Annotated in this window: 17 protein-coding genes; 15 read left to right on the top strand and 2 right to left on the bottom strand. The window is 57.6% G+C overall.

The genetic code is table 11. The features are described 5' to 3' along the window. Positions 1-11: 11 nt before the first annotated feature. The 10 genes from QRN85_RS20900 to QRN85_RS20855 all read left to right on the top strand — a co-directional run bounded on the left by QRN85_RS20900 (position 12) and on the right by QRN85_RS20855 (position 9519). Complete coding sequence (locus QRN85_RS20900) at positions 12-785, top strand: DeoR/GlpR family DNA-binding transcription regulator (protein ID WP_284759961.1); 774 nt, start codon at positions 12-14, stop codon at positions 783-785. 62 nt (positions 786-847) lie between these two features. Further along, the gene (locus QRN85_RS20895; RefSeq protein WP_284759960.1) at positions 848-2413 is read left to right on the top strand and encodes an ABC transporter substrate-binding protein; all 1566 of its coding nucleotides are present in this window, start codon (positions 848-850) and stop codon (positions 2411-2413) included. Between the two features lie 59 nt (positions 2414-2472). Then, entirely contained in the window at positions 2473-3420 is a 948-nt protein-coding gene (locus QRN85_RS20890) for an ABC transporter ATP-binding protein (protein WP_284759959.1), read from the top strand. Then, a complete protein-coding gene (locus tag QRN85_RS20885) occupies positions 3417-4430 on the top strand; it encodes an oligopeptide/dipeptide ABC transporter ATP-binding protein (protein ID WP_113221627.1) in 1014 nt (337 codons plus the stop codon). Before QRN85_RS20890 ends, QRN85_RS20885 begins: the two co-directional genes overlap by 4 nt. After that, the gene (locus tag QRN85_RS20880) at positions 4430-5347 is read left to right on the top strand and encodes an ABC transporter permease (protein ID WP_284759958.1); all 918 of its coding nucleotides are present in this window, start codon (positions 4430-4432) and stop codon (positions 5345-5347) included. Before QRN85_RS20885 ends, QRN85_RS20880 begins: the two co-directional genes overlap by 1 nt. A gap of 1 nt (position 5348) precedes the next feature. Then, positions 5349-6215 carry an ABC transporter permease gene (locus QRN85_RS20875; RefSeq protein WP_113221625.1) on the top strand — a complete coding sequence of 289 codons (867 nt, stop codon included), beginning with the start codon at positions 5349-5351 and terminating at the stop codon, positions 6213-6215. A 15-nt stretch (positions 6216-6230) separates the two neighbouring features. Continuing rightward, the gene (locus QRN85_RS20870; RefSeq protein ID WP_113218639.1) at positions 6231-7034 is read left to right on the top strand and encodes a glycerophosphodiester phosphodiesterase; all 804 of its coding nucleotides are present in this window, start codon (positions 6231-6233) and stop codon (positions 7032-7034) included. Further along, positions 7027-7833 (top strand): inositol monophosphatase family protein, encoded by an 807-nt coding sequence (locus QRN85_RS20865; RefSeq protein WP_113218815.1) that lies wholly within the window; start codon positions 7027-7029, stop codon positions 7831-7833. The genes QRN85_RS20870 and QRN85_RS20865 overlap by 8 nt, the downstream gene beginning before the upstream one ends. A 133-nt stretch (positions 7834-7966) precedes the next feature. Continuing rightward, a complete protein-coding gene (locus tag QRN85_RS20860; protein WP_284759954.1) occupies positions 7967-8485 on the top strand; it encodes an NUDIX hydrolase in 519 nt (172 codons plus the stop codon). 59 nt (positions 8486-8544) lie between these two features. Beyond that, complete coding sequence (locus QRN85_RS20855; RefSeq protein ID WP_284759953.1) at positions 8545-9519, top strand: DUF4432 family protein; 975 nt, start codon at positions 8545-8547, stop codon at positions 9517-9519. 6 nt (positions 9520-9525) lie between these two features. Here QRN85_RS20855 and QRN85_RS20850 read toward each other — a convergent pair whose 3' ends face one another. Further along, a complete protein-coding gene (locus tag QRN85_RS20850; protein ID WP_162734699.1) occupies positions 9526-10023 on the bottom strand; it encodes a hypothetical protein in 498 nt (165 codons plus the stop codon). 724 nt (positions 10024-10747) lie between these two features. Here QRN85_RS20850 and QRN85_RS20845 point away from each other — a divergent pair. The 3 genes from QRN85_RS20845 to QRN85_RS20835 are packed head-to-tail and all read left to right on the top strand — an operon-like array spanning position 10748 to position 12934. Then, positions 10748-11476 carry an SDR family oxidoreductase gene (locus tag QRN85_RS20845; RefSeq protein ID WP_113218636.1) on the top strand — a complete coding sequence of 243 codons (729 nt, stop codon included), beginning with the start codon at positions 10748-10750 and terminating at the stop codon, positions 11474-11476. An 11-nt stretch (positions 11477-11487) separates the two neighbouring features. Then, complete coding sequence (locus QRN85_RS20840; protein ID WP_284759952.1) at positions 11488-12387, top strand: SDR family oxidoreductase; 900 nt, start codon at positions 11488-11490, stop codon at positions 12385-12387. Between the two features lie 55 nt (positions 12388-12442). After that, positions 12443-12934: an ester cyclase gene (locus QRN85_RS20835; RefSeq protein ID WP_113218634.1), complete on the top strand. Its 492-nt coding sequence runs from the start codon at positions 12443-12445 to the stop codon at positions 12932-12934. A 46-nt stretch (positions 12935-12980) separates the two neighbouring features. Here QRN85_RS20835 and QRN85_RS20830 read toward each other — a convergent pair whose 3' ends face one another. Next, positions 12981-13895, bottom strand: coding sequence for a LysR family transcriptional regulator (locus QRN85_RS20830; RefSeq protein WP_284759951.1), 915 nt, complete (start codon positions 13893-13895; stop codon positions 12981-12983). A gap of 88 nt (positions 13896-13983) precedes the next feature. Here QRN85_RS20830 and QRN85_RS20825 point away from each other — a divergent pair, with 88 nt between their 5' ends. Further along, positions 13984-14427: an ester cyclase gene (locus tag QRN85_RS20825; protein ID WP_284759950.1), complete on the top strand. Its 444-nt coding sequence runs from the start codon at positions 13984-13986 to the stop codon at positions 14425-14427. Between the two features lie 9 nt (positions 14428-14436). Further along, on the top strand, positions 14437-15357 hold the full coding sequence (locus QRN85_RS20820; protein ID WP_284759949.1) for an NADP-dependent oxidoreductase: 921 nt from the start codon (positions 14437-14439) through the stop codon (positions 15355-15357). Positions 15358-15425 lie beyond the last annotated feature (68 nt).

The raw sequence follows: 15425 nt of genomic DNA, 5'->3' as shown, positions 1-15425 counted from the left end.
CGAGAATCCCCGTGCTCACAGCTGCTCAGGAACGTCAGGCGAAAATTGCAGACTTGCTGCGTGAGCAGCAGTTTCTGGCAATCAACACGCTTACCGAACGTTTCCAGATCTCCGTCGCAACAGCGCGGCGCGACCTCGGCGACCTCGAACAGGCGGGTATACTTCGCCGCACGCACGGAGGTGCTGTCAGCGTTAATCAGGTCGGTCAGGACACGACGCACGCCGCCCGCGCGATCTCGCGCCAAATGGAAAAAGCCGCTATCGCGTCCGTCGCCGCAACGATGATTGCTGAAGGCGATGCGGTTTTTCTTGATGCAGGCACAACCGCCCTGGAAGTTGCGAAAATTCTGTCGGGTCGCAAGGGCCTGACCTTGATCTCCAACGGGCTTGATATCGTCGCCGAACTTTCTCGCGGCGAAGGAAACAGCATCTATTCTGTCGGTGGAGAGTTCACGGATACGAACCGTTCCTACCGTGGGCCGTTGGCCGAGAGCTTCATCCGACAGTTCAACGCCGACAAGCTCATCCTCAATGCCAGCTCGATCGACCTGGATCGCGGCACGATCTGCACATCGACCCCGATGAATGCAAGCATACAAAAAGCCATGATTGAAGTCTCGAGCCGAGTGATCGTCGTTGCCGACCACTCGAAGTTCACGAAATCGAGCCTGTCTGTCACGGCAAAGATCGAGGACGTCGGGGTGATCATCACCGACGTCGGCACCAAGTCGATCATCGATACGGTGCCAGAAAAATTGCGGAGGAAGTTCGTCTTCGCGAACTAGGGCTCGATGTCCCCGCCAGACAGCAACCAGCACAGAAAATTCTCTAAGTCCGGGAGAGGACCATGGTAAAGACTGATCGCAGAAATTTCCTTATAGGTGCCAGCGTTGCAATGCTGGCATCAACGACCAGCATGAAATTCGCCTTCGCGGCTGACCGCAAGGCACTCAGGATTGGCGTGAATGGCCTGCCGTCCACGCTTGAACCCATCAACGGCATCAGCAATACGGGTCCCCGTATCATCAATCAGATCTTCGATACCCTGATCCGTCGCGAGTATTTCGCTGACGGTGCGAAGGGTAACGGCATCAAGCTTGTACCGGCTCTCGCCGAAAGCTTCGAGCGTATCGATGACAAGTCGGTCCGCTTCAAACTCCGTCAGGGCGTCAAGTTCCACAACGGCGCCGAAATGACCGCCGAAGACGTTGCTTTCACCTTCTCGTCCGAGCGTCTGTGGGGCGACGAGGCAATCAAGACGGTCCCTAACGGTCGCAACTTCTCGCCCAATTGGGACGAGCCCGTTGTTGAAGACAAATACACGGTCGTACTGCGCACGAAAACATCGTCTTATCTCATCGAGAAATATCTCGGCTCCTGGCTCGGTCCTATCGTCCCGAAGGAATACTACAAAAGCCTGGGTGCCGTCGCATTCGGCAACAAGCCGATCGGAACCGGTCCTTACAAGTTCAAGGAACTTGTTGCCAACGATCATGTGACGCTCGAAGCCAACGATGGCTATTGGGGCGAAAAGCCGACCGCTTCGACCATCACATATCAGGTCGTTGCTGAACCGGCAACCCGCGTTGCCGGCCTTATCAGCGGCGAATACGATATCATCACGACGCTCACGCCGGACGATATGGCTCTGGTCGATGGCTATTCGGACCTCGAGACACGCGGGACGCTGATCGAGAACGTCCACATGTTCACGTTCAACTTCAACCAGCCGGTCTTCCAGAACAAGACGCTGCGTCGTGCCTTGGCTTTGGCCGTCAACCGTCCGCTGATGGTCGAGGCACTCTGGAAAAACCATGCCTCGATCCCAAATGGATTTAACTTCCCGCATTACGGCGCGAGCTTCGATCCGAACCGCAAGGCGATGGAATATAACATCGAGGAAGCCAAGCGGCTTGTAAAGGAAAGCGGGTACGACGGCACCCCGATCACCTATCACACCATGGGCAACTACTACGCCAATGCTGTCCCGGCTTTGATGATGATGATCGAGATGTGGAAGGCGATCGGTATCAACGTCGTTCCGAAGATCTACGCTCCCGGCACGACCCCGAAGGACTCTGACATCTTTATCCGCAACTGGTCAAACGGCCAGTGGCTCACCGATGGCCTGACGACGATGGTATCCGAGTTCGGCCCAGGCCGCGGTATCCAGAAGCGCTGGGGCTGGAAGGCACCGGCCGAGTTCAACGAACTGTGCGACAAGGTTGCTCAGCTCAAGGATGGTGAAGAGCGTTCGGCGGCATTCAATCGGCTCCGTGACATCTTCGAGGACGAGGCACCGGCCGTTCTTCTCTACCAGCCATATGACGTCTACGCGGCTCGCAAGGATGTCCAGTGGAGCCCGGTTTCGTTCGAGACGATGGAATTCCGAGGAAACCTCAAGTTCAAATAACAACAGCCCAACAAGAAGGCGGTGCGCATCCGTGCGCATCGCTCAATGGGAGGATGGAAATGCCCGCACTATTGAACGTACGCGACCTCGTGGTCGAGGTACCTGCACGAAATATCAAAATCATCGACGGCGTGAGCTTTTCGCTGGAGGCCGGTCAGACCCTTGGCCTGGTGGGCGAGTCTGGCTGCGGCAAGAGCATGACCTGTTACGCTGTGGGTAATATGCTCCCACGCGGCATTGCTCAGACCGGTGGATCGATCGAGTTCGGTGAAGGTGGCGTCAGGTCTGGTAAGGTCGGGAAGCCGACAATCGCCATGATTTTTCAGGATCCCACCAGCAGTCTGAACCCGGTCCACACGATCGGGTATTATCTGGAATCGGCGCTCTACCGCCATCAGGGCTTGAAAGGCAACGATGCCCGGCTGGAAGCGATGAGGCTTCTCGAGCGCGTTGGAATCGATCGGGCAAAGAGCCGGCTGCGTTCCTATCCACACCAATTTTCTGGCGGTATGAACCAGCGCGTGATGATCGCCCATGCGCTTGCTGCAAAGCCACAGCTCCTGATCGCAGATGAGCCCACGACAGCGTTGGATGTCACGATGCAGGCGCAAATTCTTCACTTGCTTGAAGAGCTCAAGGCCGAGACCGGCATGGCCCTGATCATCGTCTCGCACGATCTGGGCGTAATCGCCCGCCTCGCCGACAAGGCTGCAGTGATGTATTGCGGGAAGATCGTCGAAACAGCGCCGGTGACAGAACTTCTTGCACGTCCAGCGCACCCCTACGCGCGCGCGCTCATCGACTGTATGCCAAGCATCGATGCGGCAGATCTCGAGCCGCCGGTCCCGATCCCCGGATCTGTTCCACTCCTCGATAGCCTGCCGCAAGGCTGTTATTTCCATCCACGCTGTTCGCGCGCAAGCGCCGAGTGCTCGGCGCGCTTTCCCGCGCCGGCAAATTTCGGCCTGGCGCACGAAGCAGCCTGTTATCATCCGGTGGCAGCATGAGTACGCCTTTTCTCAAGACGCAGGATCTGTCGAGGGCCTTCGGTCAAAAGACCAGTCTTTTTTCCAAGTCCACCAGCTTTTTCGCTTCCAAATCCATCAATCTGGAACTCGCACCTCGCGAACGTCTCGGCGTCGTAGGGGAGTCTGGGAGTGGGAAGTCGACGCTGGGACGCCTCCTGCTTGGCTTAACACCGCCCACTTCCGGAGAGATATGGTTCGAAGGTGTCAATCACAAGGAACGGACCGCGCGTGACTGGCAACAGTTCCGCATCCGAACCGCCCTGGTCCAACAGAACCCACTTTCCGCCTTGAACCCGCAAATGACCATTGGCGAGCAGGTCGCTGAAGGGCTTCTCGTCCATCGCATCACCGATCGCGCGAACGCTTACGTGCGGGCTGCTGCGATGCTCGAACGGGTCGGCCTGTCAGCGGCAATGATGGATCGCTACCCTCACCAGATGTCTGGGGGACAAAGGCAGCGTGTCGTCATTGCCCGCGCCCTCATCCTCGATCCAAAGCTGGTCGTTTTCGATGAGGCGGTCTCGGCACTGGACGTATCCGTCCAGGCCCAGGTCGTAGCGCTGCTGCGCGAGCTCTGGCAGGAACTCGATCTCGCCTACGTCTTCATTACGCATGACTTGCGTATCGTTAGGCACCTCGTGGATCGCATCGCCGTCATGTATCTTGGCCGCGTTGTCGAGACCGGGGACATCAAGTCCGTCTATCAGTGGCCAAGGCACCCTTACACCCGCGCCCTCTTGGCCTCGGTTCCGACCATGGATCCGACAGTCCGAAATATCGAGCCTCCGATCAAAGGCGAGCTGGATGTCGGCAAGGCCTTGCACGGATGCCCATTCCGTTCTCGCTGTCCTTTCGCAATCGAACGGTGCTCGACGGAAACGCCGGTCCTTCGGCCGGTGGGAGGACAGCAGGTCGCCTGCCATCGTGCGGAGGAGTTTCCCCAGTCGATCGTTTCGCCTGTTCCAGGTTTGCAAAAGGAGATTGCGTGATGGGATCATTCATCCTTGCCCGTCTCGTGCGGGCGATCATTGTCCTGATATCCACTGTGACCGTCGTCTTCATCGTGCTGCGGCTCAGCGGCGACTCGGCGCAACAAATGCTCTCCGACACTGCAAGCCCCGAGGCTTTGGCCGCTTTTCGCGCCAAATGGGGCCTAGATCGGACAATCTTCGAGCAGTACCTGCTTTATGTCGGCAACGCACTACGCGGAGATTTCGGCACATCTTATGCAGATGGTCGTGAAGTTTTCGATGTCGTCAGCGAGCGTATCCCCAAGACACTACTTTTGACTGTATCCGCCTTCATCCTCAGCATCCTGATCGGCGTGCCTGCCGGGATCCTCGCGGCCGTTCGGCGAGAATCGGCTGTCGACAAGGGTGTCATGGCTGGCGCGGTACTCGGCTATAGTATTCCGAACTTTCTGCTCGGCCTTGTCTTTGTGTTTGTTTTCGCCGTCTGGCTGCGGGTTCTTCCAAGCTCTGGAAACACGACCTGGAACCACATGATCCTTCCTGTCGCAACGTTTGCGTTGTTCAACGCTGCGGCGATCGCAAGGTTCATGCGTTCGACGTTGATCGACGTGCTCGGTCAACCGTATATCGCAGCAGCAAGGGCCGACGGCATCCCGAACTGGGAGATCATCCTGCGGCATGCGCTGCCGAATGCTGCAATACCGATGGTAACGACGCTCGGCTTCACGGCCGGCGGCCTGCTCGGTGGAGCGGTTCTCATCGAGCCTGTTTTTGCATGGCCGGGACTTGGTAGCGGTTTCGTGGCTGCCACCAGCAGCGGTGATCTTTCGGTGGTCCAGGCAATGATCCTGCTGTTCACTGCATTCATGGTGACGATCAATCTGACCGTCGATGTTCTCTACGCGGTTCTCAACCCTAAAATCAGGAAGCACTGACATGACGACAGCGACAGCTTCTCGCTCGTTCAAAAGTGCCCTATGGGCACCGTTTCATCGCATGCCGATCAGCATCGGCCTCTGCTGCACATGGATCGCAATCGTTGTCATCATCGGCGTCACAGCGCGGTGGGCAGCACCATATGACTATCTGCACCAAGACCCGCTGGCTCGCTTCAGCAAGCCGTTCATCTCGGCAGCACATATGTTGGGTACCGACTATCTCGGCCGAGATGTCGTCAGCAACTTGCTTGTCGCAACTCAAACGACATTGATGATCGCAATTATCGGCTCGCTCATCTGTGCTCTAATCGGGACCAGCCTCGGTCTGCTTGCTGCGCATTTCGGTGGGTGGGTCGATAACCTGATCATGGGTTTTTCCGACGCCATGGCGTCTATACCCTTTATCATCGTTGCACTCGGCGTTCTCGCGATCTTCGGGTCGAGCCCGCTTCTGTTCGTCTTCCTGGTAGGGCTTGCGAATTGGGAACGCTACGCGCGATTGACCAGAGGCCTGGTACTGAGCGCCAAGGAAGAAGGATATGCAGAGGCAGCTCGCATCGTCGGTGTTCCGCCAATGCGCATCTATCTGCGGCATATGCTTCCGAACATCGCCGGGCCGCTCATTGTCCAGTTCACCGTCAACTTCCCGGAAATCATCTTGCTTGAAAGCGGATTGAGCTTCCTTGGTCTGGGGATTCAGCCTCCGGCTACAAGTCTCGGCCTCATGGTGGCCGATGGGCGCAATTATCTGGCCATCGCCTGGTGGCTGGCTGCATTTCCAGGGGCAGTGATCGTACTGACCACCCTGTCGATCAGCCTGCTCGGCGACTACCTCCGCGATCGTCTCGACGCGCGGCTCCGTTAAAAGAAAGGAAAAGAAATGAACCCGCTGAGAATGACGCCGCAGACAATGCGTCTCGCCGGCCATCGCGGCCATAGCGAAGGCGCCCCGGAGAATACTTATGCTGCGTTCCGCGCGGCCCGGGAATTTGCTGGACCAGGTGTAACCTGCGAGACCGACCTCCGTATCACCAGTGATGGGGAGCTTGTTCTCATCCATGATGAGACCGTCGACCGCACCACCGATGGACACGGCCTGATCCGTAACATGAGCTATGCTGAAATCTCCAAACTTAGCGCCGGCCGCTGGTTTGGCGAAGAGTTTGCAGATGAGCGAGTTCCCCTCTTGAAGGAAGCGCTGCAGTTTGCGCGCGAACACGACATCATCTATCAATTGGAGTTGAAGACATACGGTAAGGACGACGTGTTCTTTCCGAAGCTGAAGGCTTTGATCGAGGAGCTCGGCTACGCTGATCTTTTGCAATTTTCGTCCTTCGACTTCGTGCAGCTGCGAGCTCTGAAAAAGGCGATCCCGGAAGTTCCAACGGTCGGCCTGTCCCATTCTCGCCTGATCGACCCGGCATCGATTGCGATCGAAGCGAACGTTGACGCGATCAATCTGGAAATCCACCACTTCCCGAGTGGGGAAGCCAAACAGCTTCATGACGGCGGCATTGCGACCTTCCTGCATGTTCCACCGCCGAGCAAACTGAAGAACCTCAAGACCTATGGTGTCGATATCGAAGCAGACGTCATCGGCTGGATCAGGGATGGTCAGCTGGACCAGCTCATCAGTAATGACGTCTCTCAGGTCGCACGGCTCAAGGATGCAGCTAATGGCTGATGCACAGTCGCTGAAAGCGATGGAAGCCACCGTCGAAGGAATCGCTCGCAAGGCAGGGGAACTTGCCCTCGAACATTTCCGATCACTTGCGGATCTCCCGGTCGAGAAAAAGGGACATCTCGATCTGGTGACCAAGGCCGACAGGGAGGTTGAAGACTTTCTAATCGCGCAGCTGCGCGAAGCGTTCCCCGAAGACGGGCTGTATGGTGAAGAAGGCGGCGAAGTGCCGGGTACTTCTGGCCGTATCTGGGTGATCGACCCAATCGACGGGACATTCAATTTCGTACGGGGTGGCCAGAACTGGGCAATTTCGATTGGCCTTTATGAAAACCGCCGGCCGACCTTCGGGGTTATATTTGCGCCCGCACGCGATCTCATGCTTGTCGGGGGAGGTTCAGTACCGACAAGGCTGAATGGCAAGCCAATTCCGCCCCTCAAGCCTCTCGATATGTCGCAGGCGGCTATGAGCTTTGGGATACACCCCACTGTCGCCACCAAGGACCGACTGGAACTGATGAGGTTCATCTCAGACGAGTTGCAGATCAGCTTCCGCATCTGCGGTTCGGCAACAGCGTCATTCATTGAAGTCGCGCTCGGCGAGACGGATGGCTACGTATCACTCGGTGACTCCACCTGGGATGTCATGGCGGCCCTGCCCATCCTTGCCAATCTCGGGGTATCCCATACCATCGACTGGGACATAACAGAGCTACCGGAGAAGCTTCGCTTTGCCTGCGGAAGCGACGAGTTCGTCACGCGGCTGCGACCACTCCTGCAGACGGTTTCCAAAGCGGCTTAGCCGCTGCCAGAGCAAAATCATGGGTGCTGTAACAGCCGGTCTCAACGGCACCCATCCCGAACAAGGTCGACACAAGAACTCGAAAAATCCGATTCTGGAAATTTGACAGAACAAACCAAATCTAGGTTCCGCAATGTCTGGTGAACCTGCAAAACGAAATGCACTCTCGCAGATGGCGCTCGTAGCGGACAAGCTCTTCAGAGGAGATGTCCGGACCCAATATGCTGCGATCTGTTATCGCCACACCGGCCGCGATGACGGTTCCATCGAAGTTTTGTTGATCACCAGCCGGGAGAGTGGCCGCTGGGTCATCCCCAAGGGATGGCCAATGCGCAAGAAAAAACCCCACGAGGTCGCGAGCCGGGAAGCCTGGGAAGAGGCAGGGGTGCGCGGTCGCATCCGCAAAAAGGCTTGGGGTCACTACACCTATGTCAAAAAGCTGGAAGATGGCGAACTGGTACCGGCCATGGTTCAGGTCCACCTGATCGATGTGCAGGAGATGGAGACTGATTTTCCGGAACGTGATCAGCGGCGCCTGGAGTGGTTTGCACCTGCTGTCGAAGCATCGGCCGTCGGCGAGCCCGAGTTGCGTGGCCTGATTGCGAAGCTCGAACTGCGCTGCTGCCGTCGCGCAACATCGCCGGTCGCTTGAGAAGTATGTAAGCTCGCATCGCTGATCGCGAGCTCCCCAGACTTGAAATGGAAGTCATGATGGACATAGACCTTTTTAGACGGACAGGCGACCTGCGCGCCCTTGCCGACATTCGTCTGCTGACCTTGGAAGATGGACCGGGCAGGGGACAGCGTCTGCTGGTCGCCCGCAACGCGAACGGCATTTCCTTCGAGGTTGCCGTTGATCGCGGCTTCGATATCTCGGGACTTTTTTATAGCGGCGTGAATATCGGTTGGCATTCGCCCGCGCAGATGCCGTATCCCTTGCATGATCCAGTGTCGGAAGATGGTTGGGGTTTCCTCCGCAACTTCGACGGCTTCATGGTCACATGCGGCCTCGATCACTACAGCCGCCCGAACGACACGGATGTGAGCCAATATAATCATCCGCACATAAAGTCGAAGAAGATGCCGTTGCACGGACGGATATCGACCGAAAAGGCTCGCCTGATCAGCTATTGGGTTGATACTGAGACGCTCGAAATATCCTGCGAGGCAACTATCAGGCAGGCGAGCGTGTTCGGGGAAACGTTGGAGCTGCGCCGCAAGATCACATTGCCGGTTTTCGGAACCGAGCTGGTCGTCGAAGACGTCGTGACGAACCGCGGCTACCGTCCGACGGACCACGCCATCATGTACCACGTGAATTTTGGCTATCCGTTTCTCGATGAGGCGCTAAGCATTTCAGGAATCCCCGATCCGCTCCTATCTGAACTGAACTCCCTACCGGCTGCGCCCGCTGACGATTTCGGCGAAAAGGTCGACGTCGTTGACAGCCGTATCACGCCGCATCAGATACCGGTTGTTCTCCGTAACGAGCGGTGCGGGGTTGCGGTCTCCTTCAAATATAGCCAGGAAGCGCTGCCGAAACTGGCCATCTGGAGAGCTTATCAGTCAGGCATTTTTGCACTTGGCATTGAGCCAAGGACGGACCTTCGTCCTACGGACGGCGGAATACTCGCACCGGGAGAGAGCCGTGCGTACTCGTTGGGATTTGGTTTCTCATCGATTTGAAGGAAGTCACTTCGGCAACGCCTCGCCTGTGGCAAATTCCTTCAATAGGTGCGGTACGACGACGCTGAGACGAACACCGAGAAGAATTCTCTTCTTCTTCAACTCTATGACGATCCCTGCCAGAAGTAGCTGCGGGGTTTTGGAACCAACCAAGACCTCGAGATCGGCTGGCTTTCCAGCGTCGATTATCATTCCCCCACTCATTCCCTTTGGTGAGGCGGAATTGACCACTTTCCCATCCGTGTCACGCGATTGCTTACCGTAGGTCATAAAGATATGGTCCGCTCCCCCGTTCGGAAGCGTCTTCGCGATATCCAAATCCAAGACGTGAACGCTGGAATAGGGTAGAAGCCTTGGTTTCACCGTAAGTTTTTTCGGGTTGTATTTTCGATTTTTTGAGTTCGGATAGCCCAGGGCGGTGAACAGGCTTCCTCTGGCAGACGCGGGCGAAAGGGCCATTTCCGCGACGGTAATGAAATGTGTTCCACCGAGTTTTTCAGCCAAGGGCTCGGACAGCCGACAAAAGGCAAAGTCGTAATGATCTCTTTTCCGTCCCTTCGGGGCTTCGGTAATAGTAAACTCGCCTTTCGGATGAGCTCGAAGGCCTTTGCCATGCAGGTCAGCATGCCGAGTGCCAGGATACCGTCGAATACCTTAAGCGGATTGCGATCATTCGTGAGGTCACGCTCGCCTATCTCCGGCTTGCGTTCATGGACGACCGGGCCGCGTGGAAATCGGCGCGAGGAAATCTGGAAACACTGTCCGTGTCAGCGCGGTTGGAGGCGAAGAGCCCGCTAGACCGGGCCACGTGAGAATGAGGGGCAACGCTCGATCTGAGAGCCCTGTTTCAACCTGATCGCCTCCATCCTGCTCGTCTTGATCCCCTCGTAGGCTCGCCGGCTTCGGTCGAACCCGAACACGACCTATTAATGTGATCTCGCAAAATCCGGACCCTGCGACTTCATCACTACCTGCCAACGCAAGACCCTCGATAGATTGGTGCGGACTTTGCTTTTCACGCACCGTTCGACGCCTCGCGCGTTCCGGGCATCAACTCCACTGCAGTTGGCGATTGTCTCGCTGGCGATGAGCCTGCCCCGATGAAATGGATCCCTGGTCGAAACCATTATCAACGGCGTGGATTGTCGCCCATACGTTAAGTCGATTTCAAGTTGGCATTTCGCTTCCCTAGAGTGGCTGAATATCAGACCTGAAGGAGGCATATGCCATGGAGAATACAGTTATCGTCACAGGTGGATCGCGCGGGATCGGTCGCGCCACCTGCGTCCTCCTTGCAGCACAGGGTTGGAACGTCGTCGTCAACTACGCCAACAATCATGATGAAGCCGCATCTGTCGTCGCGGAGATTGGCGGCCGTGGCGGGCGTGCCGACGCGGTTCGCGCCGACGTTTCATCAGCGTCCGAAATGAAGGATCTTTTCGATCAGGCGGAGGATGCTTACGGACACGTCAACGCCTTTGTCAGCAGTGCGGGGGTCTTTAAACCGTCGCTGATCAAAGACCTCGACGACGCGGGGCTGTCGGAACAACTCGACATAAATCTTCGTGGCACAATCAACGGGTTGCGCGAAGCTGCGCGACGGATTGTCGACGGCGGCCGGATCGTCAGCATCTCCAGCACGACGCTTGCCCTCAACCCTCCAGGCTACGGCATCTACAACGCGACGAAAGCCGCCATCGAGGCTCTGACGCGCGTGCTTGCCAAGGAGCTTGGAAGTCGGCGGATTACCGTCAACGCCGTGGCTCCCGGTCCAGTCGAAACGGATTTGTTCGTCACGGGCAAGAGCCAGACCGAGATCGATCGCATGGCGGGCGCAGCACCTTTCAAACGCCTCGGGCAACCGCAGGACATAGCCGAAGTCGTCGCATTTCTTCTGTCTGACGCAGCAGGATGGGTCAATGGCCAAGTCGTGCGCGCCAATGGCGGCTTGGCTTAAGGAAAAATATTATGTCTCAGAAAGTCATCGTCGTCACCGGCGCGGGATCCGGTATCGGTCGCGCCGTCGCCGACGCGCTCGCCATCGCGGGCCACATTGTCTATGCTTCGATGCGATCTCTCAAGGAGCGAAACCGGGACCGTGTCGAGCAGATTGCGCGGTTTGCCGAGGAGAAGAAAATCGACCTGCGCGCGCTTGAGCTCGACGTCCTGTCGGAGGAGAGCATAAGAGCAGCGTTCGATCAGGTCTTGCTGGAGACCGGTCGTCTCGACGTGGTCGTCAACAATGCGGGCATGCTGATGGTCGGCATTGCCGAAGCCTTCACGCCTGCGCAAATGGCAAGGATTCTAGACACTAACGCGATCTCCTGGCTTCGGGTGAACCGGGCCGCGCTGCCGATCATGCGCCGGCAGAAAGAAGGCGTTCTGGTCTATATTGGGAGCACGACTTCGCGCATCCATGAGCCCTTCATCGGTCCCTATGTTGCCAGCAAAGCGGCGGGCGAGGCCCTGGCTGAAGCAATGAGCTTCGAAGCGGCACCTTTTGGCATCGAGAGTGTCATCGTCGTGCCCGGCGCGTTCGCGTCAGGAACAGAACATTTCGCGGACGCACACGGACCGGAGAGCCTTGCCGTCGTCAGCCAATACGGTGAGCTTCCGGATCGACTATGCGGCCTCGGCAAAGCGCTTGAGGCGCTGGATGCCGACAAAGGCCTCGGTCTGACAGTCGAATCCGTTGGCAAGGCGGTAAAGGATGTTCTCGAGCTTCCGTTCGGAGAGAAACCGTTCAGGATTTCGATCGACCCTCAGGCCAAAGGGACGGACGAGATCGAAGCCTTGATCGGCGCCAGGCAGCTTTCGTTCTTCGAGAGACTTGGGATAGCCGACCTGATGAGGCCCAAGCGTCCATAGTCTGAACCCGACCACGCAATCGCGAGCAGACCTTACTTTCCATAGGAACATACCCATGAGCGACATCCTCCAAACCGCCGGCTTGGTCATCGCGTTGGCAACGCCATCTCCTGCTACACAGGACAGTTTATCTGTCGAGCAGGCGATCGAGGTCGTGCGGCCTGTCTATAACGCACTCACCGCGGCGTCAGCCGCGGATGTGCGCGTTTATCTTGAAAGCGGCACGACAAAGGATTGGCAGAATTGCGATTCTACCAACGCCTGCGATGACCGCGAAGCGACGATCGCGAGATGGAGCGCCCGGATCGCCAAGGTACCGGATTTCAGGTTCGAAATCCGGGATGTTGTCACGATGGGGAACAGGATCGTTGTTCGCAGCGAAGCTCAGGGAACACCGGTCGGTGAGTTTCTCGGTGTCGCCCAGTCCGGCCACGCCTTCCGGATCATGACCATCGATGTCCACGAAGTTCAAGATGGCAGAGTTTCCCGAACATATCACGTCGAAGACTGGGCGCGCGCGGCGCGCCAGCTGCGCGACCAGGATTGAGGCGAGCTACCCCCGCGCATGTCTAACCTTTCTGGCAGAGGCCAGTCTAGGAGTCGGCCTTTTCAAAGAGTGACCCGATCACCTCACGCAGCCAGCGCTGTGCGGGGTGAACGTCGTTGCGCCTATGCCATGCCATGTCGAACTTTGCCGTTCCAAGTTCCAATGGCGGCTTCAGGACGTGAAGCTGTTCGCGATACCCGGAAGCTTCGACGACGCCCTTCATCAGCGTCGCTATCAGGTCGGACGACGCAACGAGCGGCGGCGCGGCGTACATTTGCGGGAGCGTCAGCGAAAGGCGCCGTCGCAGCCCCAGCTTGCAGAGCGCGGCATCGACCATCCCGAAACGCTCGTTTTCCGGAGAAACCAGAAGATGCGACATCTGGAGAAACGAGTCGAGCGTTAGCTTTGCGTCTGCTTGCGGATGGTCTTTGCGGAGGACGCAGACGAAACTCTCCTCGAACAGTCGTTCGCTCAGGATACGACCTGCCGTCGTGTGCGGCACGCCGACGGTTAGATCTGCCTCCCCAGAATCCAGAAGCGAGAGGACCGCGTCGCGATGGTCGAAGTTGCGGATCCGTAAAACGATACCCGGCGCCTGAGTTCGCAGGAGAGCAAGTAGTTTCGGCAGGACGATAAACGCCGCGTGCTCGGAAAGGCCGATCGAGAATGTGACGGTTGACTTAGAGGGGTCGAAGACCTGCGTGAACTCCAGAGTTCGTTGGATTTCTGCCAGCGCATGGCCGAGAGGTTCGGCGAGATCGAGCGCGCGCGGCGTCGGCTGCAACCCGTCTGGGCCACGAATAAACAGATCATCCCGCAAGAGAGCACGCAGACGGGAAAGTGCTGCACTCATCGCCGGCTGTGTGCGCCCGATCCTTACTCCTGCACGCGTCACGCTCCGCTCGGCCATAAGAGCGTCGAAGGCCACAAGGAGGTTCAGATCGATACCATGTAAATCCATGCGGTGGATGTTACAGCATACCTAATATCGATTTCAACGATGAAATCGCGTGACGTACGTTGCTCATCATCAACATGGAAAGATTGATATGAGCAACGAACAACCACCATACAGCGGGATAAGTACCGCAGATCTACAGACGCTTCGCACCTTCTACAAAGCGTTTGAAGGAAACCCTTCCCTTCTCGACGAAAGCGTCGTCGCGGACTGGCAGGACATTCCGCTTGCGCCGGGCCAAGCGGCGGGCCGGGATGGGTTCAAGCCTATGATCGCCGCTTTCTCCGAGGCGTTCGCTGAACTCAATATCGAGATCGTCGATGTGATCGGCGGGCCAGACAAGGCAGCGGTCCGCGCCGTGATATCCGGACGCCACGTCGGAGTTTGGTTTGGGGTTGCCCCGACCGGCCACGAATTCTCGCTCCCGATCCATGAGTTCCATGCCTTCGAGAACGGCCGGATTACCCATACCTGGCACATGGAAGACTGGATGGGCTGGTTTGCCCAGATGGGTGCCTGGCCTTTCAAGAACTAGGAGCTGACAATGCAACAGATCATTCTTTCAGACTATGAGCAAACCCCTGTTCTGCAGGACGCCGCTATCCCTGAGCCGAAAGACGGAGAGGTGCTGGTCCGCATTGCAGCCGCAGCCCTCAACCCGCTCGACGTCAAGCTGCGGCGCGGTCAGGTGCACGCCTACTTCCCGCTCACCTTCCCATCGGCCATGGGCACGGATCTCGCTGGCACGATCGAGAAAACGGGTTCACTGACCTCGCGGTGGCGGACAGGCGATCGGGTCATGGCGCGGCTCGATCCGACGAAGGGTGGCGCTTTCGCGGACTACGCCATCGTTCCCGAAGATCAACTGGCGCTTGTTCCTCAAGATCTGGACTTCAACAGCGCGGCCGGATTGCCGACCGCCGCAGGAACAGCCTGGCAGGCACTTGTCGAGATGGCGGATCTTCAGGCCGGCCAGACCGCCCTTGTGCATGCAGGTACCGGGGGTGTCGGTAGTTTCGCCATCCAGTTCGCCAGAGGGCTTGGCGCGCGGGTCATCGCCACCGCCTCGGGAGACGGTGTAGAGATCGCGCGCGACCTGGGTGCCGATAACGTCATCGACTATCGATCCGAGGATTTTACGCGCAAGGTTTCGGACATCGATGTGGTGCTGGACACGATCGGCGGGGAGACACAACAGCGCTCTTTCGAGGTGTTGCGCAGTGGCGGCAAGCTGCTTTCCACCGTGTCTCCGCCCGATCAGGCACTGGCGGCAGCTCACAAGGTCGAAGGTGCATTCGTGTTCCACACATCGAACGCAAAACGGCTCTCGGATCTGGGCAAGGCGATGGGCGCAAAGGGCCATTCAGCCCTGATCGACGCTGTCTTCCCCATCACCTCTTTCACAGAAGCTTTCGATCGCCAGGCATCTGGCAGAGCGCGTGGAAAGATCATCTTGAGTTTCTGATCGTCCTCGTTGGAGCAATGGAGCCGGGCGGCGGCTTTGCCCGGCTCTTTCTTTCTTAGCGCTCGACA

Source organism: Agrobacterium sp. fls2-241-TYG-188a, assembly GCF_030209845.1.
This window is presented reverse-complemented; position numbering and strand designations above follow the sequence as displayed.